Genomic DNA, 22,661 nt, shown 5'->3' on the forward strand with positions numbered 1-22,661 from the left:
CTAATCATGTCTGAGATGGCATTGGTTGGCTGCATGTTTGGTGGGCTCCTGCTGTTAATTTTTGCAGGTTTCCATATTTATGTGGCACTTGGTTTAGTCACGGTTGGCGGCGTGTGGGCATTCTCCGGAAGCTTTGATCTCGCAATGACTTTGCTTTCAACCACATTAGTTGAAGCCCTTCGCGAATACGTTTTCGCAGTAATTCCGCTGTTTGTCCTGATGGGAGAATTTCTCGCCAGAAGCGGCGCAGCAAAAGACCTCTATCAGGTCATGAATAAGGCTTTTCGCAAGTTACCTGGTCGGTTAGCGGTTGCTACCGTTGCTGGCAATACAGTATTTGCGGCGGCTGTTGGCGTTAGTATTGCCTCTGCGGCGACGTTCACCCGCATAGCTTATCCTGAGATGAAGCAGCAAGGGTACAACGATTCCGTTTCGCTTGGCTGTATTGCTGGTAGCGCGTGTCTGGGTATGCTCATCCCGCCAAGCACACTCCTCATCATCTATGGAATGCTGACAGAGATGTCGATCGGCAAACTGTTTGCAGCAGCGCTCATTCCAGGATTGGCCCTAGCAACCTTATTTGCCATTTATGTGATGGGTCTTGCTGTTTTTAAACCGGAGCTCTTGGGCGAGGGCAAACGCGGTGAAACCAACAATAAGGAAGATAAACAACTCACCCACGTTGAGTACATTGGTGGTCTTGGAACGATCAGTGTTATTTTCCTCGTTCTTGGTGGCATCTGGTTTGGGTGGTTTACGCCAACTGAAGCAGCCGGATTTGGCGCTCTGCTTGGCTTCCTTTTAGCTATGGTCAAGGGCTTGAAGAAGAATGAAATTGTGGAAGCAATTTTGCACACTGGCCGGATCTCTGCTCCTCTTCTCATTCTGCTGATCTTTGGTTCTTTTTACGGTCGGTTACTCGCCTTTGGTGGCGTCATTGATTTGGTGGACAGCGTAATCAGCGGCTGGGGTCTAACTCCTGCAATGCTGCTCGTCGTGATGGTTTGTGTCTGGTTCATCATGGGAATGTTCATTGACTCCAACTCCATAATTCTGCTGTCTATTCCGATTTTCGCGCCGATTGCAATTGCCGCCGGTTACGAACCTCTTCAGTTCGCCATCATCGCAATTCTTGCAATTGAGGCCGGTATTTTGACGCCGCCGCTCGGGCTGTGTGTCTATACGGTGAAAGCAGCTCTCGACGACCCCAAAGTCACTCTTGGACAGATATTCTTGGGGGCGGCACCCTATTGGATCATGTTGTTGATCCTGATCATTCTATTGGTTCAGGTGCCTGCTGTTACCGGGTATCTACCGAGTATTATGTAGGTCGTACAAAAATGGGAATGTCATCGGTCCTCTCTGCCCCCCGATAGGTTTGGTGACATTCCATAAAACGCCAAGGCCCGCTCTTACCACAACAAAAATGACAGCACGACCTGGGACAACTTCCCCGGAACAGGGAAGTTGCACCCAAATTGAGCTCAACTCCCGTGCAAAGAGATGAAAAAATGATCGAATTCAAAGGTATGACATGGGATCACCCGCGAGGGATCGACCCCCTAATAGCAGCGTCCCAGGAATACAGTCGCCGTAACTCGGCTATTTCATTTAACTGGGAAAAACGCTCTTTACAGGCTTTTGGCGATCAGCCGCTGGACACAATGGCGGCAACCTATGACTTTATGGTCATTGATCACCCACACGTTGGGGAGGCAAGTGAGCAAGGGATTCTGACCGCACTTGATCTGCCGGAATACACAACAGAACTTGCTGACTTAGCCCTCCACACAGTTGGCGCCTCACATCTGAGCTATCAGTGGAAAGGCAAACAGTGGGCGCTGGCGATTGATGCTGCGGCTCAAGTCGCGGCGAGGCGTCGGGATTTGCATGAAAAGCCTGTCACCACGTGGGATGATGTGATCCATCTTGCCGAGACAGGCAAGGTTCTTTTCCCACTTAAACCAGTTGATGCGATCGACGCTTTTATGAGCCTGTGCGCCAATGTTGGTGACCCGTGTGCTGAAACTGATGATTTCTTGGTGAGCCGTGCCACAGGACTGCTTGCACTTGAGAACATGCGCGCAGTATCGCGAAATGTCGACAACCGATGTTTCGAAATGAACCCCATTGGTGCTCTGGACATCATGTCTACCTGTGATGATTTTGTGTATGCGCCCATGCTGTTCGGTTACGTGAATTATGCGCAAGCTGGCTTCCGCAAGAAGATTGTTCATCAGGAAAACATGCCAAGCCTCGGGACACAGGGCCCAGAAGGCTCGATCATCGGCGGAACCGGCATTTCGGTCTCCTCCAAGTGTGAGCATCAGGCAGAGGCTATTAAGTTCGCATATTGGCTCGCCAGTAAAGAATGCCAGACTGGTGTGTATGTTCAAAACAACGGGCAACCGGCTCATTCAGCAGCTTGGGATGATGCAAAAGCGAACTCATCCAGCAACAACTGGTTCAGAAATACCCGTGAGACATTAGACCGTTGCTGGCTTCGCCCGCGCTACGCAGGGTTCCTCCCCTTTATTGATGAAGCCGGTGACTTCCTGACTGCTTTTGTGCGCGGTGATGGAACAGCAACATACACTTTGGATGCCATTGATTTGGCGTTCCGAACTTCCTTGGAAACACGATAAGTTCCTACAAATATAGAGAATTACAATGTCCGTAACCTATGATTTTAATCAGAAGCTTATCGTTGTCACCGGTGGTGCCCGTGGGCTTGGTTTTGCAATGGCAGAGCGCCTTATCGCCTCCAATGCACGCGTTCTGATCACCGATCTGAATGAAGACAACTTGAAACAGGCCTGCACCGAGCTTGGCGAAAATGCATTTTACCGGGTACAGAATGTAACCGAATTTGACAAGGTCCCGGCACTGGTCGATGAGATTGAAGCAAATGTTGGCCCAGTCTTCGGTCTGGTCAACAACGCAGGCGTTCACCTGAAAAAGGCGATTTGGGATGTTACAGATGCTGAATGGTTGAATGTCGTCAACATTAACCAGAACGGCGTGTTCATAATGACTCGCGAAGTGCTGCGTCACATGCGGACCCGCAAGGAAGGCGCGGTTGTCATGATCTCGTCCATGGGCGGGCTCCTGGCCCTCCCATCTGCTCCTGCCTATGTAACCACGAAGACCGCTGTTATTGGCTTGACCCGCAATCTAGCTGTCGATCTTGGTCCAGACAATATCCGTGTGAATGCGATCTGCCCAGGCTTCATTGATACTGAAATGACCCGTGCGATCCTCGATGGCGACCCTGTACGTGGAGCAAAAATCAGGGGTCGGATTCCGATGCCACGGCTTGCTCAACCTGAGGAAATTGCGGCGATGGTTGCGTTCCTATGCTCAGACGATTCCGCTTATGTCTCCGGTCAATCCATCGCGGTTGATGGTGGCTTCTCTGTTGGATTTTAAGCCTATTAAAGGACAAAGATTATGACCTTAAAAAACCTTGGCCTTGTTCTGCATGGGGCAAAAGACATTCGTTTAGAAGAGCGCGCCTTTGCAGATTTGGAAGCGCTGGACGTGCGGGTTGAATTCAAAGTTGGTGGCATCTGTGGCACTGACATGCATTATTACAATGACGGACAGAATGCTGGCTTTGAAATGCAAAGCCCAGTGTGCCTTGGTCACGAAATGGTTGGAGTGGTCGCGGAAATTGGCACTAAAGTGACCCGTGTAGCTGTTGGCGATCATGTTGCAGTAAACCCAATTATGCCTTGTGGGTCCTGCCCAGCCTGCAAAGAGGGCCGGCCGAATATCTGCCACAACAAGCGCTTCCCGGGCAGCGCAACTGTCATTCCGCATGTGGATGGGTTCTTCCAACAATTCCCTGTTGTCTCCGAAGAAAACTGCTGGAAGCTTCCTAAGGATCTGCCATTGGAACTCGCGGCATTTGCAGAGCCGTTGTCCTGCGCTCTGCATGCTGTCGTCCGGGCTGGTAGTGTTGTTGGGAAAAATGTTCTGATCACAGGAGCAGGCCCAATCGGGCTTCTGGTTGCAGCGTGTGCTGTTGTTGCCGGTGCTGCAAATGTGATTGTTACAGATCTTGCTGATGGCACTTTGGAAGTGGCGAAAAAGCTTGGTGTAACTGAAACGATCAATGTGCTCAAAAATCCAGAACGCCTTGAGGAGTTGAAGGCTAACACAGGGTTCTTTGATGTGGCTTTTGAAGCGTCGGGTGCGTTCCCAGCTCTTGAGACTTGTTACACTCTGACACGACGTGGTGGCACGGTAATGTTAGTATCCGTGCTTCCCAATAAGCCGAATGAGCTAAAGCTGAATCAGTTCATGCTGAAAGAGCAAAGCTTGCTCGGCTCAAGCCAGTTTACAGACGAATTTGAGAAATCAATAGCTCTTCTGGCCGGAAATAAGATTGATGTGCGTCCTATGCTGACTCACCAGTTTAGTTTCGCTGAGGCTGACAAAGCGTTCAATATCGCCAAGGATCGCAACCAATCTGTCAAAGTACAGTTTGTAGCCTAATACGGCTTTGAACCTGAGTAGGTGAAGTATCATCTGGCTGAAAAGAACGATGCGACTGCACCGCTCTTTTCAGCTTTCTTGCAGTGATAACTGGCCTATCCGGCGTATTGTTCAATTTGGCTTGCCGGCGACAATATCTTCGCCGCGCAACCCGGCCTGAACTATGTGGACCTTGTCTTCAGTGGAATAGCGCTTGTAACCTAATTTATGGAACTAGGATCCACTTAATGACTGGAGGAAGTTGGGTTCCAAGTCAGTTGTGGTAGGCATGATCAGGCGTGTGCCAGTCAAGTGATGAATGCGGGCGTATCTTGCTGTAAAATACAATGAACTCAGCGATGGATTGCCTCTCATACACTGGTGTAGGCCTTGAGATAAACTTCCTCGTATTTAACAGTACGCCAGAACCGTTCGATAACAAACATTGTCGCGCCAGCTTCCTTGCTATCCAAGGAGATCTTGATCTTTTTACGCTTAAGCACATCCGTAAATCTATGCTGGTAAACTGGGAGGGTAATCCCTCCATTTATGGAGGAGTTTCGGCGTAGAGTTATGCTGCCAGTTTCAGTTTTGTGGCGGGCGTGATGCCACCGATGACCATGTTGGGCCGTTCATTTTTGTATGCCAAGAGCCAATTGGTTGCTTGCGTCTAGACTTGATCAATCGTTTCAAAGCAATTCTGATCCAGCCATTCTTGCCGAACAGTCCTGTTATAGTGCTCGATATATGCGTTCTGAGCTGGTTTGCCTGGTTGAATATGCAGGATCTTGAGGCCGAGGTTTGAAGCCCAGGACAGTAAAGTTTCGCTGATGTTTTCAGGGTCATTATCGACACGGAACGTCTCAGGCATCCCGCGCCATTCTATCACCTGTTTCAAAGTACGTACGACCCGCAGTGCCGGGAGTCAAAAATCTACTTCAATAGCCAGTTCCTTACGGCGAGACAGCCTTAGTTCTTTTTCTAAGAGTTTCTTCTAAAAATTTGTTTTGTAAGCTGAGCTCTGCGTACATCTTCCTGAAGCGGCGCAGCCCATCCTCCGCCTGCTTTTTCGACTGGATCATAGGTGCTTCAAGGCTACCATACTTCGAGCGTCACCTATAAATGAAGTCGCGCTCATGCCATGTTCACGGTACAGTTGAGCAACTGGAATGTCGCTTTCGCCCTACTTCAATATTGCCATAACCCAAGGAATAGCATCTCAGCATCAAATCACTTCATGGATTTTATCGATGAACATTTTGATAGGACCTAGTTGGGCTGCTACGTGGCGGAGGTGAATTTTTACTGGGATCTCCCAAAGAGGTTCCGTCAGCGGCAAAATCACGAGACCGGCTTCTAAGCTTCTGGGAACGATCGGGGAGGATACAAGTGTTATCGTTTCTGTGCTTTTTACAAATTCGGTAAGTGCTGCAATTGCGTTTGTGCGCATGGAGATTGTTGGAGGATTTAGACCATGCAGAGCGAAGAATTGAGTAGCGTGATAAACGAAGGTGTCATCCTCATAAAAGCCGGCCCACTCTGCTGCTTGCAATTGCTTTAGTGATACAGTTTTATGGCTAGCAAGAGAGTGGGATGGGTCTGCCATCGCGACCATCGGGATATTTGTTAGAAAATAACTGAGGAATTCTGGGGAGGCCAATGGCTCAATTGGACCCGCCGCCAAGAGCAAGTCTAGCTTTCCTGTCTCAAATTTCTCGGCCAGCTGGTCTGCGACCCCTGCAACCAGATCTATTGTCAAGTTGGGGAATTTTTTTTTGATGTGAACCAGAACCGGGGGAATGAAAGTACTGGCCCAAGCAAGACCTGCTCCAATGCGCAAAGTTCCACTGTGACCACGCACCTGTTCTTCGATTTCTTGAGCGGCGTAGATCGCGCTCTGTCTTAGGTTGCATGCATATCTGTAGTAGATTTTTCCGGCGCTCGTTGGCACAACGCCTTTCACCGATCGGTTAAAAAGTGGCGTCCCAAGTTCGTCCTCCAGTTGCTGCAATCCCATGGAAACAGCGGGCTGCGTCAAACCTATCGTTACTGCGGCGTCGCGAATATTTCCCGTCTCATAGATTGCAAGAAATTGACTAGTTCGCCGATTTAAAAACGATTTCTCTGCTTTCATTGATAAATTTTCTTTATAAAAAGACCAAAAAAACTAATTTTACTTTATCTATGCAGTGCATCATGGTCAAACGCATAGGAGGAGCTATGCGAACAGTTTTTGTACTTTTTGACAGTTTGAACCGGACCGCCATGGGATGTTATGGCTCTGAGGCCGTAAAGACTCCGAATTTCGATCGCTTTGCGGCCCGCGCTCAGACTTTTGATAATCACTACGTTGGTTCTCTGCCTTGTATGCCCGCACGAAGAGACCTTCATACTGGTCGGCTGAATTTTACTCACCGCAGTTGGGGTCCTCTTGAGCCTTACGACAAATCCTTTGCCCAAATTCTTAAGCAAAACGGTACTTACACGCATCTAATCAGTGATCACTTCCATTATTTTGAAGACGGTGGCAGCGGGTTCCATACGCGTTTCAGCAGCTTCGACTTTATCCGTGGACAAGAATACGACCCGTGGGTGGCGATGGTTCAACCACCAATTGACCGGTTCAAAGAGATTTATTCCGAAAAACATTATAAAATGACGCCGGAAGATAAGCACTTCCAAGCACTGGTGAACCGCGAAGAATTGCAAGAAGAAGAGCAATTCCCGACAGCGAAGTGTTTTGCATCAGCCTTTGATTTTCTTGACAAAAACAAGGTCGCTGATGATTGGATGCTTATGCTTGAATGTTTCGATCCGCATGAGCCATTCCATGTTCCTCCCCGCTTTCGTGAGGCCTATGAGTCCGGGTATAATGGCAAAATCCTGGACTGGCCACACTATGAACGCGTGAGTGAGAGCGAAAGCGAGATGCGCGAAATTCGTGCCAATTACGCCGCTCTTGTAGCCATGTGTGATGAGTATTTCGGCAAACTGCTAGATTATTTCGACGAACACGATATGTGGAAAGACACAGCACTTATTCTCACTACCGATCATGGATTCTTATTGAGTGAGCATGAATGGTGGGGCAAATGCCGGATGCCCTATTATGAGGAAATCTCCCACATTCCTTTGATAATTCACGATCCGCGCTTCCCAGAGGCGGGTGGCAGACGCACGAACGCTCTGACGCAGAGCATTGATGTCATGCCAACGATTATGGGTTTGCATGGTATTGAACCGCCAGCAGAAGTGCTTGCATCAGATTTGGCGGCGGTGATGAAAGACCCGAACTATCAGCTGCGAGAAGTAGCTGTTTTTGGAATTTTTGGAGGCCCTATTGGTATCGCCGATGGTACCTACGCCACCTATTATTATCCGCCTGACATCTTCGCAGAAGGCCTCCGAGAATACACATTGGCGCCAGCTCATATGACCGATTTCTTTACACCTAAAGAGTTGAGAACGGCGGAACTGTCACCGGGCTTTAATTTCACCCAAGGGATACCGCTCTTAAGCATTGCTGCGCAATCTGACGCAAAACGGGTGCCTATGAATGACGGTATTGGCTTCGATGACATCGGCACACGCTTATATAACGTTGTGTCTGATCCAAAACAGAAGGCGCCGTTTGTAGATGAGAAAATTTCACAGTTCCTTATGGATGGTGCGCTGAAGATTTTGCAGCAGCATGATACGCCAGCGGAGGTTTATGGCTGGTACGGGCTACTAAAATAATTGTCAAGTTGGGAGATGACTATGAAACTAAGTATGAAATTACTTGCAGTTGCAGCACTGGGAGCTGCTGCATTTTCAAGCCCTGCAAATGCAGAATTTCCAGAGCGGAATATAGAGAGCATTTATCCATGGGGCCCAGGGGCAACGATGGCTGTGAGCCAGATGATAGCTGATGCTATGGGAGAGCAATTAGGGACCAATATTTCGGTCGTTTCAACACCTGGTGCTGCAGGGACTAAAGCTTTTAAGACTGCGATGCAGAAACCAGCTGACGGTTACACCATCTTTGATGGCTATGTTGCTCCGCTTGTTCTGCAACCTCTTTTGGGGAACGCTGACTGGACCTATGCTGACTTCACTCCGCTTTGGTCTGCAACCTCAAACGCATTTGCAATTGTTGTGCGCAAGGACGAAGATCGGTTTAATACTTTCCCTGAGTTTGTTGCATATATGAAAAAGAATCCGGGCAAACTACGGTACACCACTGGGCCAACCAAAACTTTGCCGCACATGGTCCTCGCCAAGGTCATGCAGATGTCGAATGTAGTTGGGAAGCCTATTCCTTACCGCGAAATGCAAGATGGCGTGAAGGATTTGCGCGGTGGGGTGCTCGATTTCCTGACCGCAAACCCTGGTTTCTACCGTACCAATAAAGATCACCTGAAAGTTCTTGCTGTCTTGTCAGAGCTTGATGATGCTTCCAGCGTTTATGACGGGGCGCCGCGCGTTACCGACTACGGTATTGATATGGGTATCAGCGGTTTATCACCAATGGGGTGGAACTGGTGGTTGGTCCGTAAAGACACACCTGCACCGATTGTGAAAAAGCTTCGCGATGCAATGGGCGCGGCTCTTGCAACCCCGGAACTGCGTGAGAAAAGCCTCAATGTCGGCTTCGTTCCGCTTGGTTATTCACCAGAACAATATAGCGAAATTGTTGGCCCAGTAGCAGCTCAACTGCAAAGCGGTATCGACGCTATTGCTTGGGAAGAAGAGCAATTAAAAGCGCTGAGATAGAATAGGGAGGGCTAGTAAAATGGATAATGAATTCAAAAAAAGTAAGCGACTCGACGTGATACTAGCCCTTTCATTTCTGCTACCGGTTGCACTGGTTTACTACCAGATCGCAACGTCCCTTACCGAACAAGGGGCAGCGTTCGGGGATGCGATGACTAACGCTGCTATGTTTCCAAAACTTATCGCCACTGTGCTTGGTTTTCTTGCCGTGATCCAGCTGGTTATAAGCATACGCCAACCATCCACCGAACCGGCGTTTATCTTGAACAGAGCACTTTGGAATAGCTTGGTTGTTGTTGTTTTTCTGACAGCATACCTCACAGCCTTGCCGTTGCTTGGCTATCATATCATGACACCTATTTTGTGCCTGTCGATGCTTGTTCTCCTTGGCGTGTCTGTCATACCCGCGATATTTATCGGTCTGGGATTATCTTTGCTGGTTGCTTTGTTTTTCGAAGTCGCTTTGAACGTTGTCTTGCCAACCGGCCTCTTCGGGCTGGCCTTGCCGTTTTGAGGTCATCATGGAACTAATTTTAGCGGGCTCAGGCCTATTCTTCACACCCACGGCAATTGCTCTGACTGCATTTGGTTGCTTCCTGGGAATTATCGTTGGTGTCCTGCCCGGGTTGGGGCCTCTTATGGGGATAGTCCTGTTGCTCCCCGTGGCATTTCATCTGCCGCAAGCAGCTGCAATGGGTCTCTTAATCGCTATTTATGTCGGTGGGTCGTGCGGAGGATCAATCTCTGCGATTATACTGCGAATTCCCGGAACGCCACTAGCTGCTGCAACACTGCTCGATGGCTACCCAATGGCTCAAAATGGGCGAGCGCAAGACGCAATCGGAATTGCGGTAACAGCGTCTTCACTTGGGGGGCTTATCGGCGGTATGGTTCTAATCTTTTTCTCGCCCATTCTTGCCGAGTTTGCCTTGAATTTTAGCCCACCTGAAATCTTTGGTATGACTTTGCTTGGGCTCATCTCAATCATTGTTGTTGCTCAAGAAAGCCCCATTAAGGGCTTGATGGCAGGTGCCTTTGGCCTCTTGATTTCAACAATAGGCACCGATGAATTCACGAATGCATATCGCTTCACATTTGACTCCTATAATCTTTACAATGGCTTCCACATTGTTGCGATGGTCGTTGGTCTTTTTGCTATCTCTGAAGTTTTTTCCAAGTTCAGAGCGGAAATTACTTGGCCAAGCCAACGATCGACAAGATCAAAGCGCCGTTTTCGTCAGTGAAGTTGATCACAAAACACCTTCCAAATCTGTTCCGATCTGCAATCTTAGGAACTTTTTTTGGTGCTCTTCCGGGTGCAGGTGGGGTTATTAGCTCCTTTACCTCCTATGCTGTTGCAAAAGCGCGAGCAAAACCCACTGAGAATTATGGTGAAGGTGAAGAAGGCGGCGTTGTTGCAACAGAGGCTGCTAATAATGCTTGTTGCGGCGGTGCGCTGATCCCAACACTTTCATTGGGTATCCCCGGTGATGGTGCAACGGCTGTGCTGATGGGGGCTTTGTTCTTGCTCGGGTTCTATCCGGGGCCAGAGCTTTTTGAATTTCACAAGGATGTTGCTGGCGGGATTTTTATTGCTTTCATTGCTGCAAACGTTTTCCTCTTGATTTTCGGCATAGTTCTTACGCCGCTCTTTGTCTCCGTTTTAAAGTTTGCTAAAGCCTATCTGATACCGGCAGTTCTCCTGCTTTCGATTATTGGAACCTTTGCGATACAATCTTCACTTTTCGATCTTTGGGTAATGTTCCTCTTTGGAATCCTTGGCTATTTCCTGCGCCGCGGTGGATATCCGCTAGCACCGATCATCATTGGGGCTATCCTTGGACCAATCTGCGAATCTAACTTCCGTCGATCCCTGCTGATTTCAGATAGTGGTTATGAGATCTTTATTTCACGGCCCATCAGTGCTGTGATCCTTGGAATAGTAGCCGTAATGCTGATGTACCTTATCTTCGCTTCAATAAAGCGACACCGCCGACCAAGTGCAACATAACGCTTTGCTTGCAACAGGTTGAAGGCGATCAGTCATACTTGCAATTTCAACTGGAAAAGCTATCCGCTAAGCCGCTTTCTGTGACTAGGAATCCAAAATTTATTTCACGATTTCTGGTCGCAAGCTGCCCTCAATCCATACCAAAATTGCGAGATTCCTCTGCCCCATTCTTAAGGCATATCCCCAAGTCGTGCACAGCGATCGTGATCCTAATCAATTGATTCCAAGGGACAATAATAATGAGTGCGTCATCCCTTCGGGGAATTAGAGAGCGTGTTGAAGGCCTCCCACAGGTTTTGTTTCCGTTTCTGGTGTGGTGGCCTCAAGTTAATCGGGAGACGCTGCGTAGTGATGTTATTGCCGCAATTACTGGGGCAACGATTGTTTTGCCGCAGGGGATAGCGTTCGCCGCCATTGCCGGTCTGCCGGCGCAATACGGCCTTTACACCGCAATGATCACGCCGATAGCTGCAGCATTATTTGGCTCGTCGATGTATCTGGTCTCAGGACCAACAACAGCCATCTCTGCGCTGTTATTGGCAGCGCTTGCAGGGAAATACACGCCCGGTAGTGAAGCCTATGTCTCCGCAGCTCTTGCACTGACTTTGATGGTTGGCCTGATCCAGTTCGGCTTTGGCCTTGCCCGGCTTGGCCGCCTAGTCAGCTTTGTTTCGCATTCGGTCATGATTGGTTTTACCGCCGGTGCAGCCATCTTAATTGGCCTAAGTCAGGTACGGCATGCTTTGGGGATCTCTTTACCCAGACCCGAGCACCTTTTTGAGTTTGTACTGGGGGTCGTTGACGCCATCCCGCAGATACACGGACTATCGCTTATAATAGCTGCGGTTACCCTAATCACTGCGGTTATCGTGCGCATCTACCGACCGAAATGGCCCAACTACGTTCTGGCGCTCGTAGTTGGCGGTGGTCTGTCCTTCCTGCTGGACGGTGCTGGTAATGGAGTGAAGGGCGTTGGAATTATACCCTCCGTTTTTCCAGAGATCTCGCTTCCCACTAACCCCGGCGCAACCTTTAAAGATCTTTCTCAGTCGGCGCTGGCGATTGCCATCATCGGACTTTTGGAAGCTGTTTCCATCGCCAAGGCATTATCACTTAAGGGCAATACACCGCTTGATAGCAACCAAGAGATTGTTGGTCAGGGGCTCTCCAACATTTTCGGCAGTTTCTTTTCCGCCTATGTTGGTTCTGGCTCTTTTACCCGCTCCGGTTTGAACTATGAAGCAGGGGCCAAAACACCGTTAGCTGCGATTATGTCTTCGATCATCTTGCTGATGATCTTGTTCCTGGTGGCGCCGCTGTTTGCCTACTTGCCGATCCCTGCCATGGCCGGTGCTATTATTTTGGTTGCGTACAAACTAATTGATTTCAAAACGTTTCGGCATCTGATTATCAGCAGTAAGTCTGAGACCATGATTGCGCGGATTCAACTCGCCAGTGCAACTTTACCTACGGTATGTGATGTGAGGCAGCGATGCCCATGTGTCTCTCACCGTCTAATGTAAAGGAACACGAATGCGATCCTATCACCGCCTCACTGAGGGTCAGCGTAACCAAGTTTACGCCTTGAAGAAAGCCGGTTTGACCCAACGAACCATTGCGGACCAGATCGGTGTTGATAAATCGACGATTTGCCGGGAGCTTCAGCGCAACAAAGGTCTTCGCGGATATCGTCCAAAGCAGGCCCATCGCCTGGCTTGTTTACGGCAGTCACAAATTCCGCGCACCCGTATTTTGGATAGGATGTGGACTGGGATTGAAAAGATGATCCGCGAAGACTGGAGCCCTGAGCAGATCAGTGGTCACCTGAAAGATAATGATGAGCCAAGCGTCAGCCCCGAGTGGATTTACCAGCGTATCTATGCTGATAAGCGCAGAGGTGGCGATCTTCACAGCCGCCTGAGGTGTCAAAAGAAACGGCGCAAGCGCTACGGCAGCATCGAGCGGCGTGGCCAGATCAAGAATAGGGTGTCCATTGAGAAACGCCCTGAAATTGTCGATCTGCGCAGCCGTATCGGAGATTGGGAAGCCGATACCGTGATCGGCAAACAGGGGCACTCAGTCCTTGTTACGCTTGTTGAGCGAAAGACACGCTTTAGCGTTGCCATCAAGGCCGCAAATAAAACAGCACGGGCTGTCACGGATGTGATTTGTGCTAACCTGAAACCCTACCAGGACCGGGTTCTCACCTTGACTTACGACAATGGCAGAGAATTTGCCTACCATGAAGAGATCGCTCGCGAACTGACAGCCGAGGGGTTCTTCGCTCACCCCTATCACTCCTGGGAGCGGGGCCTCAACGAAAACACCAATGGTCTGATCCGGCAATATATCCCAAAAGGAAAAGACATCGATGATCTGAACGATGCAGAGGTTGCCCAGATTATGGAGAAGATAAATAGTAGGCCCAGAAAATGCCTTGGCTTTAAAACGCCAAATCAGCTATTCCTTGGCCTTCACCATGCTGTTGCACTGGCGAGTTGAATCCGCGTTGTCTTTGTGACTTTTTTTGCCACGTTACTTATCGGGCTAGAGTTTGCTGTCTACACTGGTGTTCTAGTTAGTCTTGCGGTGTTCCTCAATGGCACAATGCAGACAGATCTACCGCTGAATGCTCCGAACCCTAAAATTCCCAATCATGGCTTTACCAATGTGAGCGAGGGCGTACCGGAGTGCCCGCAGCTCGTGTTCGGCCGTATTGATGGGCCGGTTTATTTTGGCTCGGTTGATACATTGCGTAAGGAACTAATTAAGATTTTGGCGGAGCGGTCGACGCAAAAGGCCTTTGTTTTGAAAATCTCTGGAGTCGGTCGTGTAGATTATGCGGGTGCTGAGCTGCTTATTGAAGAAGCGGAACGGCGCTTAAATCACGGTGGGAGGCTCTATTTGGTGGGTCGGTACAAGCCTTTGTATAAGGTGTTGAAACAATATCAGGTGGTTGATCAAATCGGTGAGGAAAACTTTTTCTCTTACCGGTCTGAGGCGATCAGTAACATTGTACCCAAGCTAGATCAGACCGTCTGCCGTACATGTTCAAAGCGGATCTTCCGTGAGTGTATGCAAGGTCCAAACGAAGGTCTCACGAGCACACCAAGTTGAGCGAATATCGGATGTGTGAAGCCGTCGTTGAAAGTAAAATTACGCTGCATTAGATGTTAACGCGGATAGTAAATGGAACATATTTCCTCCTGGGGATGATTTGTTTTCTTGCAGTCCACAGAGGCGAAGAAGTGTGGAACCACCACTGTTAGGTTCGGCAGATTATACAGAAAGAAAACAATGGACCCTGCAGAAATAAACAACGCGCCTGTTCGCAAGATGCCCTTCCATGTAATGGCTAAACCCAATGGTTCACTTTGTAACTTAGATTGTAAATATTGTTATTACCTCGAAAAAGAAAACCTTTTTCCGGACACAAAACAATTTAGGATGCCTGAAGATGTTCTTAGGCGGTTCGTAGAAAACTACATCGCTTCGCAGGATGCTCTGGGGGTGAAGGACATTATGTTTGCTTGGCAAGGAGGCGAGCCAACAATTGCCGGGTTGGACTACTTCAAGAGTATTGTTGAACTTCAGGACGAGTTTTGTCCTCAGGGTAAGAAAATCAGTAACGCCTTCCAGACGAATGGCATTTTGATTAATGAAGAATGGGCGAAATTTTTCAAGGAAAATGACTTCCTCGTTGGCCTAAGTATCGATGGGCCTGCGGATCTGCATGATATCTTCCGGGTCGATAAAGCAGGGCATCCTTCGTTCGAAAAAGTGATGAAAGCAGTACGGATTTTGAACGCGCATGCAGTGATGGTCACCGCGCTTTGTACTGTAAGCCGACATAATTCCCGCAGGCCATTGGATGTCTATCGATTTTTAAAAGAAGCTGGTTTTGAATATATCCAATTTATACCTATCGTCGAGCGCACCATTGACGGAGAGAATCTAGCGGGAGCTCCTCAGCAAGATGAACGTGGCATCGATGCTTATGTGACGCCGTGGAGCGTTCTGCCGCGAGATTATGGTAATTTCCTGAATACGATTTTCGACGAATGGCTGAAAGAGGATGTTGGCAAGGTTAGTGTGCAACTGTTTGATGTTCAGCGCGATATCCTGATGGGATACCCTGCTAGCCTTTGCTGGTATTCAAAGACCTGCGGCTGGGGCTTGGCCATGGAACATAATGGAAATCTCTATTCTTGTGACCACTATGTCTATCCTGAATATTTGCTCGGGAATATTAAAGATAAATCAATAGAGGAACTGGTTTATTCACCTGAGCAGGCCGTATTTGGCAATGATAAACGAGATCTTCTGCCCCCGGATTGTATTTCCTGTGAAATACGCTTCGCATGTCATGGTGGGTGTCCTAAGCATCGGATTCTAAAGCCGAAATCTGGCGAAAACGGTCTGAATTACTATTGCCGTTCGTTTAAGATGTTCCATTCTCATGCAGCGCCCTATCTCAAATATATCGGTAGTTTGCAAAAGCAAGGACAAACCGGCGCACAGCTTAATGAAGTACTTAAGCGAAACTTGGGAGCAGTCAAAATGCGAATTGGAGGAATCCATCGGGTAGGACGTAATACGCCATGTCCCTGTGGTAGCGGTAAGAAATTCAAATATTGTTGCGGCGCCGAAGTGTAAATTATGGCAGGCACTCCCTTTGTGGACTGGCTCGGGGGAAGTTGAGGAACTTCTGGTAATTTGGGATCCTGAGGATTTTATGAGGCGCCCAACTTATGCAGATGAGTTTAAGCGTGAAGCGGTACGGCTTGTCGAGGTGAGCGGGCGCGGTGTTAATGAAATTGCATGTCGTTCGGTCAGCCTGCTCTACGCCTTCATGAACTGGCGATTTGCTCCTCTCCAGATGGTCCCAACCAGGGCAGTCAGTATTGCTCCAATGTTTATCCGCGGCTCTCAACGAGACATGAAATCACCTCTTCCATGAACGCTAAGGGCAACTGCTTTGATAATTCCATGGTGGAAGCCGTGCTCAAAACTATTAAGGCAGAAATGTTGTGGCGAACTGCTTTTAAACGCGGCAAGAAGCAGAAAAGGCAATTGGCCTATACATCGAGGGTTTTACAATGCCACTCGTCGCACTCAGCGTTAGGCTATCAATCGCCAATCACTTTTGAAAAGCAGCGTGAAAAAGCGGAGGCAAGGGCTCTCCACTTTTCCTGAGACAGTCCCAAAATTCCCGGGCCGACTCTAAGATCGGAAATGCATTAGTCCGCATTGATTCCACATTAATTTGAGTTGCAAAGGTCAATTCCATTGATCCGCCGAGCCATTCAATCGATGAACTTGGTCAAATCTCTCACACAAAATCAACCAGATTTAAGAAGTGCTGCCATAGATCTATTCTCAACATAACTGTGAACGGCCAGAGGCGGTTTTGCGCGCTGGCGCACTTAACCAAGTTTTCAATTTTGGGGGTCTACTTCTGATGATTGGAGCAATTCTTGATAAGATTGAACTCTCAGAAGCCGAGTGTAAAACTTTAAAACAGCTTGTTGAGACTATTAGATCCGAAACACCAGGCCAAATCCAAAGTCGCTATATTTCACGCATCAACCTTCATCGCGGGAATATGTTGAGCGAAATCAAAGAGGTATTTTGGAAAAATAAAAGGCCAATAGTAGTGCAGAAGCTACCAGAATTCTCGGATATTGAAGATACAAAAATACTCCTCTTGCTACTGGGTGAGAGCATTGGCAAGTGCGCTGCGTACTCCGAATACAACCAGAGTTATATTACTGACATACGCCCAACCAAGCATTCTGTAGAGTTAAGCAGTAATACAGAATTGCTGGCAATGCATAACGATCTGGCTTTTGCAATCAGATGATTGCCGTCCTGCAGCGTTGGTGCTTGTTCCTCACATCGCTGACAACACTGTACCCAAAACGCTAATAGCGACTACAGAAGCCATAGTTTCTTCTCTTTCGCAAAAAATCATTGATATATTGGAACAGAGGGTTTTTGAGATCAGATCCGGGGCAAAGTTACTTTGGCCATGTGAGCAGATCCGGCGTATGAGTGTAATTGACTATGATGTTCATGGAGTACAACGGGTTCGCCTCAATTTTAATAACATCAGTCCAATCCCACAACTTAACCCAGAGGAAGTTGACCGTGCACGTCATGCATTAGATCAAATTGCCCAGGAAGCCCTTCGGATCGGACGGATGGAAGGGCATCAGATCTTGAAAGGCGAGGCACTTCTAATACCCAATGATTACTGCCTTCATGGAAGAGATACTTACTCTGGAGATTGTATTGATCGACTTTTATTGAGATCATATATTATTGCTGAGGAGATGGTTAGGTTAAATCACGGGAATACGATGATTTCTCTCCGAATTTAGCTTAAGAGCACCTATTTGTTGTCACACCTACTGCGAATACTTCCTTATATCGGATGATATTCAGTATGGAGCACAACAAGTATGGATAATATATTGATAATTGGAGGAGGTCATGTCGGCGTAACTTTGGCAGTAGATTTGGAGCTGCGCAAGCAGGAGACTGGTTGTTCGCCTCACCTCATTCTAGTCAGAGATGAAGAACACCTATTGAATGGCATTTCCGAAAAGGTGGGTATTGACTTTGAAGACGTCATATCCGGCCAAATACAACACTGTAGCTTTCCCAAAGAACATATTCATAAGCTAGACAGCGATTTAGGCAAGCTACTCCCAAACACGAGGGCCGTAATAGTAACGGTGCCTGACATTCCTAGTCTTAGATTTCGCATGATTGAGTGGGTAAAAACTCATTCGTTACCTGCTGAGGCTTACGTTGTGTTTGTGAGAGGAGGGCAAGGAGGACTGATTGCGACGATCAATGCTTGGCGCGAAGATCCTGATTTTCAAAAACTTAGCTTAGCTCTAGTTGAAGATAGCTTTTACGGTACACGCTTTATAGGTAAGAAAGTTTCCTTCAAACGAAAACAATTGACAAATGTAAGTGTAATCGGGACAAAACCAGATGAAACACTAAATAATCTGGAGCAGCTTTTTCGTGGGCCAGCAATTACAGATGGATTACACAATTTTTACCTAGTTCGGCCTTTAGATTTACAGTTCGACCCTCTTGGATACATCATTCACCTGGCCGTAGTACTAGATGAGATGAACCTCCAACTAACAGACCAGGGTATTCAATACAGTCATTATTGTGAGGGAGTACATGAAGGTAACGCTGATACTATAGAAAATCTTGATCTCGAAAGAGTTCAAATGGCAAAGTGTTATAATGCATCAACACGGTCATTCTCCAATATTTTAACTGAACAATATAACTTACCTAGCCAAACAACCTTCTTGAAGATGATGAGAAGTACAAAGGGTATCTATCGTTCTTTATCACCAAAGTCGATTGAAGGTCTCAAGACCTGCCGTCTTATTCATGAGGACGTTCCAGCCATGTTGGTGATGGAGTGGTTAGGCCGCATAAGCGGTGGACAGTTCACATGCATTAAAAAGCATGTTGTTAATGTTCAAAAACAACTCCAAAGCCTTGGTATGAATATCCAATCGCATCAACACTACGTGGAGGACTTAGAAAGGCGGAAAATGGGGCGGAGCGAAGTCATCAATCTGCTTACCAACCCTGCATAACTTTACATAATGCGGAAGCACTCTCACCCGAACTCACAGGATATACTTGCAAGTCTACAAGACGATATGAACAGCTCCCCATCACAGCATGTCATGAAAAATAGTTGTGGTAGAGAATGCTCTTTTACTTTCTCGCTAGGCGACAAATTCCAGGAGGTTTGGCACTTCTCCAATGCATAAGCCTGGATACAATTTTTCTTCTGACTTCGGGTGGCAAGATGAAAGTCGGAAGATTTAGCGTTGGCGTTTTTCTGGTTTTGGCCTGCAATCTTCTTTTTGCGGCAAAAGAGATTTTTGCCAAGGCTGCCTATCGCGAAGGAAGCACCCCCGAATATTTCATCATCATCTTTGTTTTGATACTGATCCCCTTTGCTGCCATTATTGTAATCGGCCACTATATAAAACGAGGTCGCCGTCATTACAGGCTAAAGCCAGTGCTGTTGAGCGTACTTGCCGGGTTCTTGTGTTATGACTTAGCAATGACACTGGATTTTTTCGGTCTAACCGTAGTCCCGGTCTCAATAGAGCGCTCGTTATTTAGTATTTATCCCATTTTCATTTATCTCGGTGGACTACTAATTCATCGGCAATCGCAAATTCCCCTCCTTGTGTTTTGGGGTGTCTTCTCGTCAATTTACGCCGGAGTACTACTGATATTTTTCGATGGGTACAGCTCAATAATTGACGATCAAGCCTTTCACTCATATCTGTTTGGTTCATCCGAAATACTCTTAAGTGCAGCAACATGCGCCGCCTTCTTTTTAATCAGTGAAAAAGTGATTATGCTCACTGACCCTTGGTTTGTTGCTGGCATCGCAATGCTCAGTGGGAGTAGCTTAGCGGCCACTCATATTGTTATTGCTCAGCCAGATATTATTTTCTCTTCTCATTCTCCAGAGCTATTTGCTTTGGCCGCGGGAGCAGCTTTTTGTACATTACTTTCAGGATATTGGATTTGCATAGGTATTCGAAATATTGGAGCTGTCTATAGTGGGCTTATTTCAGCCGCCAGCCCGGTATTCTTGGTTTTGATAGCTTCCCCGTTTCTAGATGAAGATATGTCACTGACGCAAAAAAGCGGCGTAGTTCTTATTGGGGCAGGCATAGGATTATTGGTTTGGTTCAAAAGGAACACCAACAAGGTAAAGTGAAATCTGCCGGCAACCAAATAGCGCACCCCAAAATTAGCATTGAGAAGAGAGGTGGTTCGGTTTGTTTGGACCGCTGAACGTCGTTTGTAAGTCGCTTCGCTGCGGTCATGCCGTCGCTTGAGTTATGTGTGGCGTTTGGGTGTAATAAACATGATCCGGTGTCTGCCAATCAAATGATGAATGCAGGCGTATCTTGTGTTCCGAAATGCGATAAACTTGCCAATGGATTGCCTTGCCTCTCGCACACTGGAGTACGCCTTGAGGTAGACCTCTTCATATCTGATGGTAAACGAAAGCCGCCAACTTAGAATTTTGCGCGAGTACCAATCGATGATTGCAACCAGGTAGATGAACCCCTTCGCCATCAGAATATACGAGATGTCGACAGCCCAGATCTGATTGGGCTTTGGGACCATCACGTTATGAAGGTCAGTGCCTAAATGACCAAAGAAATCGGAGCGCATGCGTGACAATACCACTAGCCGAATGGCTCGTGTCTTTCAGTTCCGATAATGTGTTCATAAAAATGCCCATAAATTGCAGCGATTTACTCGTTTCCAGTGCTCTGGTATGAAACCTTCATGCGTGTGAAACTCATGGAAATATGAACTCTTTGGATCAGGGCGACGGCTTGTAGATCGCCAAGTTTCAAAGCAGCTAGAATATCATCCAGTTCCCGATCAAAAACCGCGACCTCATCAGCCAAATCAATGACGGAAGCGAAAACGGATTTCAACCAAATCCGGGCTGTATGAATATATAGTCTTTCTGAAACCTCTCGCAGAGGGTCGTTCTCGGTGAGTTGGAGTAGGGTGAGAAAAAAATCCATGGTCAAACACGCAAATTCGCGCGCATTTGGGCTTTTCACTAACTGCTTTGATCGCGTTGAAAGGACATGGAATTCGGCCATCAATGCGTCGTTTGGATGTACTGGTGAAAGCTTCCCGCTCAGTTCGGCCAGTTCCATTCGCAGCAGATAGGTCTGCTCCAACTCTTTGATATCAACATCTGTCACAAATGTTCCAACGCCGTGAACGGACAACAGTAGGCCATCGCTCTCTAGCCGAACTAGAACCCTGCGTAACGGAGTGCGGCTGATGCCGAATTCTTCCGCCAGTTCAGTTTCTGATAGGCGCGTCCCAGGTATGTATTCCAGCAGGCAAATACGGTTCCGAATTTCTTGGTACATCCGGTCAAACCGGTCCCGGGCGCTGTAATCGACATTGGCCAGATCTAAGAGTTTCACCGATTATCCTTTAGTTAAGTTTGATTTGTATACATCAATTATGCTGAGGGCAAAGCCGCAGTTCAGCAGGTTGCACTCATTTCCTAAAAGAAGATCCCAATGAGTATGAGAGCAATAAGAAGACCTTGTCGAAGTGGCTTGAGATGCGCGATGTCTACACTTTTGATAAGAAGAATTTCTGCTATTCCGACCAAGAAAAGGGGGCCGACGTCTGGCCCACCTCAGGTCAACCTAACGGAGAGACGATCCAGCATTTCAAGGCATTGAGACATCTGATCAAGTGAAACATATTCATCTGGCTTATGTGCTTGTTCAATTGAGCCCGGTCCGCATACAACTGCCGTCATACCAAGTGCCTGATAGATACCGGCTTCGGTTCCAAATGGCACTACATCAGCGCCATTCGCGCCGTTCAGTTCACTGACAATTTTGCGAGCTTCGTTGTCTGGGACTGGTTCCAGTCCATCCACCTCGGCAATGACCTCGGTGATGATATTTGCATCTGGGCAGACTGCCTGCATCGCCGGTATTAATGCATGGGCGCAAAATTGCTGCAGGTTGTCTTTGACATAATCTGCATCAGAGCGTTGAACAGGACGCATCTCCCAATCAACACGGGCTTTGCCGGGGATTACATTATGAGCGACCCCGCCGATTAGAGTGCCAGTGTTTATCGTTGTCCACGGTGGTTCAAATCTGCTTCCCACGGGGGTGCGGCTGCGTAGCTCATTTTTCAGTTCAAGCAGGCGGCTCACATAACGGGCCGCATATTCCACTGCATTGACACCCCGATCAGGGCTGGAACCGTGACCTTCAAGCCCAGTAAAATGCGTAGTATATTCATAACACCCCTTATGACCTTCGATGATGCGCATGGACGTGGGCTCACCAATAATGGCAACGGCGGGTTTCAAGCTGTGTTGACGCAGCGACTCAGCAAGTGCCTGAGCCCCAAAACATCCAGTCTCTTCGTCGTAGGTAAAGGCAAAGTGGATCGGGCGTTTGAGATCGAGTTGGGCGTATTGCGGTGCCATTGCCACAGTTGCGGCAATGAACCCTTTCATGTCGCAGGTTCCACGACCGAACAATTTCTCGTCTCGCTCAATCATTTCAAACGGATCACTTGTCCAGTCTTGATCTGCAACCGGAACAACATCCGAATGGCCCGACAGCACAATACCACCATCAATCTTGGGTCCGATCGTAGCAAAAAGGTTCGCCTTAGAACCTGTTTCGTCATGCCAGATTTCAACCTCAGCTCCGGCATTGGAAAGGTGTTGCGCCAGATGTTGGATCATATCCAAATTGCTGTTGGATGAAATTGTTGGGAAAGCGATCAGCTCTCTTAGCAGGTCTTTGGTGGTGTCCAAAACGCTCACGGA

General features: G+C 47.8%; 20 protein-coding genes and 3 pseudogenes. 17 read left to right on the plus strand and 6 right to left on the minus strand.

What is annotated here, in order from left to right:
- Positions 1-6: 6 nt before the first annotated feature.
- The 4 genes from BLS62_RS06040 to BLS62_RS06055 all read left to right on the plus strand — a co-directional run bounded on the left by BLS62_RS06040 (position 7) and on the right by BLS62_RS06055 (position 4,500).
- Positions 7-1,329, plus strand: coding sequence for a TRAP transporter large permease (locus BLS62_RS06040; protein WP_093178169.1), 1,323 nt, complete (start codon positions 7-9; stop codon positions 1,327-1,329).
- Between the two features lie 182 nt (positions 1,330-1,511).
- Positions 1,512-2,645 (plus strand): extracellular solute-binding protein, encoded by a 1,134-nt coding sequence (locus tag BLS62_RS06045; RefSeq protein ID WP_093178171.1) that lies wholly within the window; start codon positions 1,512-1,514, stop codon positions 2,643-2,645.
- Positions 2,646-2,670: 25 nt separating this feature from the next.
- The gene (locus BLS62_RS06050) at positions 2,671-3,429 is read left to right on the plus strand and encodes an SDR family NAD(P)-dependent oxidoreductase (protein WP_093178173.1); all 759 of its coding nucleotides are present in this window, start codon (positions 2,671-2,673) and stop codon (positions 3,427-3,429) included.
- A gap of 21 nt (positions 3,430-3,450) precedes the next feature.
- Entirely contained in the window at positions 3,451-4,500 is a 1,050-nt protein-coding gene (locus tag BLS62_RS06055) for an L-idonate 5-dehydrogenase (RefSeq protein WP_093178176.1), read from the plus strand.
- A 253-nt stretch (positions 4,501-4,753) separates the two neighbouring features.
- Here the strand turns inward: BLS62_RS06055 and BLS62_RS32130 are convergent.
- The 3 genes and pseudogenes from BLS62_RS32130 to BLS62_RS06070 form a co-directional block, all read right to left on the minus strand.
- A pseudogene (locus tag BLS62_RS32130) lies at positions 4,754-4,991 on the minus strand (integrase core domain-containing protein); the annotation flags it as partial.
- A 59-nt stretch (positions 4,992-5,050) separates the two neighbouring features.
- A pseudogene (locus BLS62_RS06065) lies at positions 5,051-5,680 on the minus strand (integrase core domain-containing protein).
- 24 nt (positions 5,681-5,704) lie between these two features.
- Positions 5,705-6,613, minus strand: a complete 909-nt coding sequence (locus BLS62_RS06070) for a LysR family transcriptional regulator (protein WP_093178181.1) — start codon at positions 6,611-6,613, stop codon at positions 5,705-5,707.
- Positions 6,614-6,699: 86 nt separating this feature from the next.
- Between BLS62_RS06070 and BLS62_RS06075 the strand changes: the two genes are divergently transcribed.
- The 13 genes from BLS62_RS06075 (at position 6,700) to BLS62_RS06140 (ending at position 20,033) form a co-directional block, all read left to right on the plus strand.
- Positions 6,700-8,217, plus strand: a complete 1,518-nt coding sequence (locus BLS62_RS06075) for a sulfatase (RefSeq protein WP_093178184.1) — start codon at positions 6,700-6,702, stop codon at positions 8,215-8,217.
- 21 nt (positions 8,218-8,238) lie between these two features.
- Positions 8,239-9,234 carry a Bug family tripartite tricarboxylate transporter substrate binding protein gene (locus BLS62_RS06080; protein WP_093178187.1) on the plus strand — a complete coding sequence of 332 codons (996 nt, stop codon included), beginning with the start codon at positions 8,239-8,241 and terminating at the stop codon, positions 9,232-9,234.
- Between the two features lie 19 nt (positions 9,235-9,253).
- Complete coding sequence (locus BLS62_RS06085; protein ID WP_093178189.1) at positions 9,254-9,748, plus strand: tripartite tricarboxylate transporter TctB family protein; 495 nt, start codon at positions 9,254-9,256, stop codon at positions 9,746-9,748.
- A 7-nt stretch (positions 9,749-9,755) separates the two neighbouring features.
- Entirely contained in the window at positions 9,756-10,478 is a 723-nt protein-coding gene (locus BLS62_RS32135; RefSeq protein WP_244283534.1) for a tripartite tricarboxylate transporter permease, read from the plus strand.
- Positions 10,430-11,245, plus strand: a complete 816-nt coding sequence (locus tag BLS62_RS32140; protein WP_244283536.1) for a tripartite tricarboxylate transporter permease — start codon at positions 10,430-10,432, stop codon at positions 11,243-11,245. The genes BLS62_RS32135 and BLS62_RS32140 overlap by 49 nt, the downstream gene beginning before the upstream one ends.
- A gap of 239 nt (positions 11,246-11,484) precedes the next feature.
- Complete coding sequence (locus BLS62_RS06095; protein WP_093178192.1) at positions 11,485-12,768, plus strand: SulP family inorganic anion transporter; 1,284 nt, start codon at positions 11,485-11,487, stop codon at positions 12,766-12,768.
- A 10-nt stretch (positions 12,769-12,778) separates the two neighbouring features.
- Complete coding sequence (locus tag BLS62_RS06100; protein ID WP_093178195.1) at positions 12,779-13,747, plus strand: IS30 family transposase; 969 nt, start codon at positions 12,779-12,781, stop codon at positions 13,745-13,747.
- Positions 13,748-13,762: 15 nt separating this feature from the next.
- Positions 13,763-14,362, plus strand: a complete 600-nt coding sequence (locus tag BLS62_RS06105; RefSeq protein ID WP_093178198.1) for an STAS domain-containing protein — start codon at positions 13,763-13,765, stop codon at positions 14,360-14,362.
- 180 nt (positions 14,363-14,542) lie between these two features.
- On the plus strand, positions 14,543-15,901 hold the full coding sequence (locus BLS62_RS06110) for an anaerobic sulfatase maturase (RefSeq protein ID WP_208991111.1): 1,359 nt from the start codon (positions 14,543-14,545) through the stop codon (positions 15,899-15,901).
- Between the two features lie 79 nt (positions 15,902-15,980).
- Positions 15,981-16,205: a hypothetical protein gene (locus BLS62_RS06115; protein WP_093178201.1), complete on the plus strand. Its 225-nt coding sequence runs from the start codon at positions 15,981-15,983 to the stop codon at positions 16,203-16,205.
- A gap of 501 nt (positions 16,206-16,706) precedes the next feature.
- The gene (locus BLS62_RS06125) at positions 16,707-17,108 is read left to right on the plus strand and encodes a hypothetical protein (RefSeq protein WP_093178207.1); all 402 of its coding nucleotides are present in this window, start codon (positions 16,707-16,709) and stop codon (positions 17,106-17,108) included.
- Between the two features lie 601 nt (positions 17,109-17,709).
- Positions 17,710-18,882, plus strand: a complete 1,173-nt coding sequence (locus tag BLS62_RS06135) for an NAD/NADP octopine/nopaline dehydrogenase family protein (RefSeq protein ID WP_093178212.1) — start codon at positions 17,710-17,712, stop codon at positions 18,880-18,882.
- A 218-nt stretch (positions 18,883-19,100) separates the two neighbouring features.
- A complete protein-coding gene (locus BLS62_RS06140; protein WP_159436507.1) occupies positions 19,101-20,033 on the plus strand; it encodes a DMT family transporter in 933 nt (310 codons plus the stop codon).
- Between the two features lie 105 nt (positions 20,034-20,138).
- Here BLS62_RS06140 and BLS62_RS06145 read toward each other — a convergent pair.
- From BLS62_RS06145 to argE, 3 genes and pseudogenes are all read right to left on the minus strand, one after another.
- Positions 20,139-20,452: pseudogene (locus BLS62_RS06145) on the minus strand (DDE-type integrase/transposase/recombinase); the annotation flags it as partial.
- Positions 20,453-20,580: 128 nt separating this feature from the next.
- A complete protein-coding gene (locus BLS62_RS06150) occupies positions 20,581-21,279 on the minus strand; it encodes a GntR family transcriptional regulator (protein ID WP_244283538.1) in 699 nt (232 codons plus the stop codon).
- 221 nt (positions 21,280-21,500) lie between these two features.
- Positions 21,501-22,658, minus strand: a complete 1,158-nt coding sequence (gene argE / locus BLS62_RS06155; RefSeq protein ID WP_093178221.1) for an acetylornithine deacetylase — start codon at positions 22,656-22,658, stop codon at positions 21,501-21,503.
- Positions 22,659-22,661: the final 3 nt, after the last annotated feature.

This window comes from Pseudovibrio sp. Tun.PSC04-5.I4 (assembly GCF_900104145.1).
Lineage (GTDB): Bacteria > Pseudomonadota > Alphaproteobacteria > Rhizobiales > Stappiaceae > Pseudovibrio.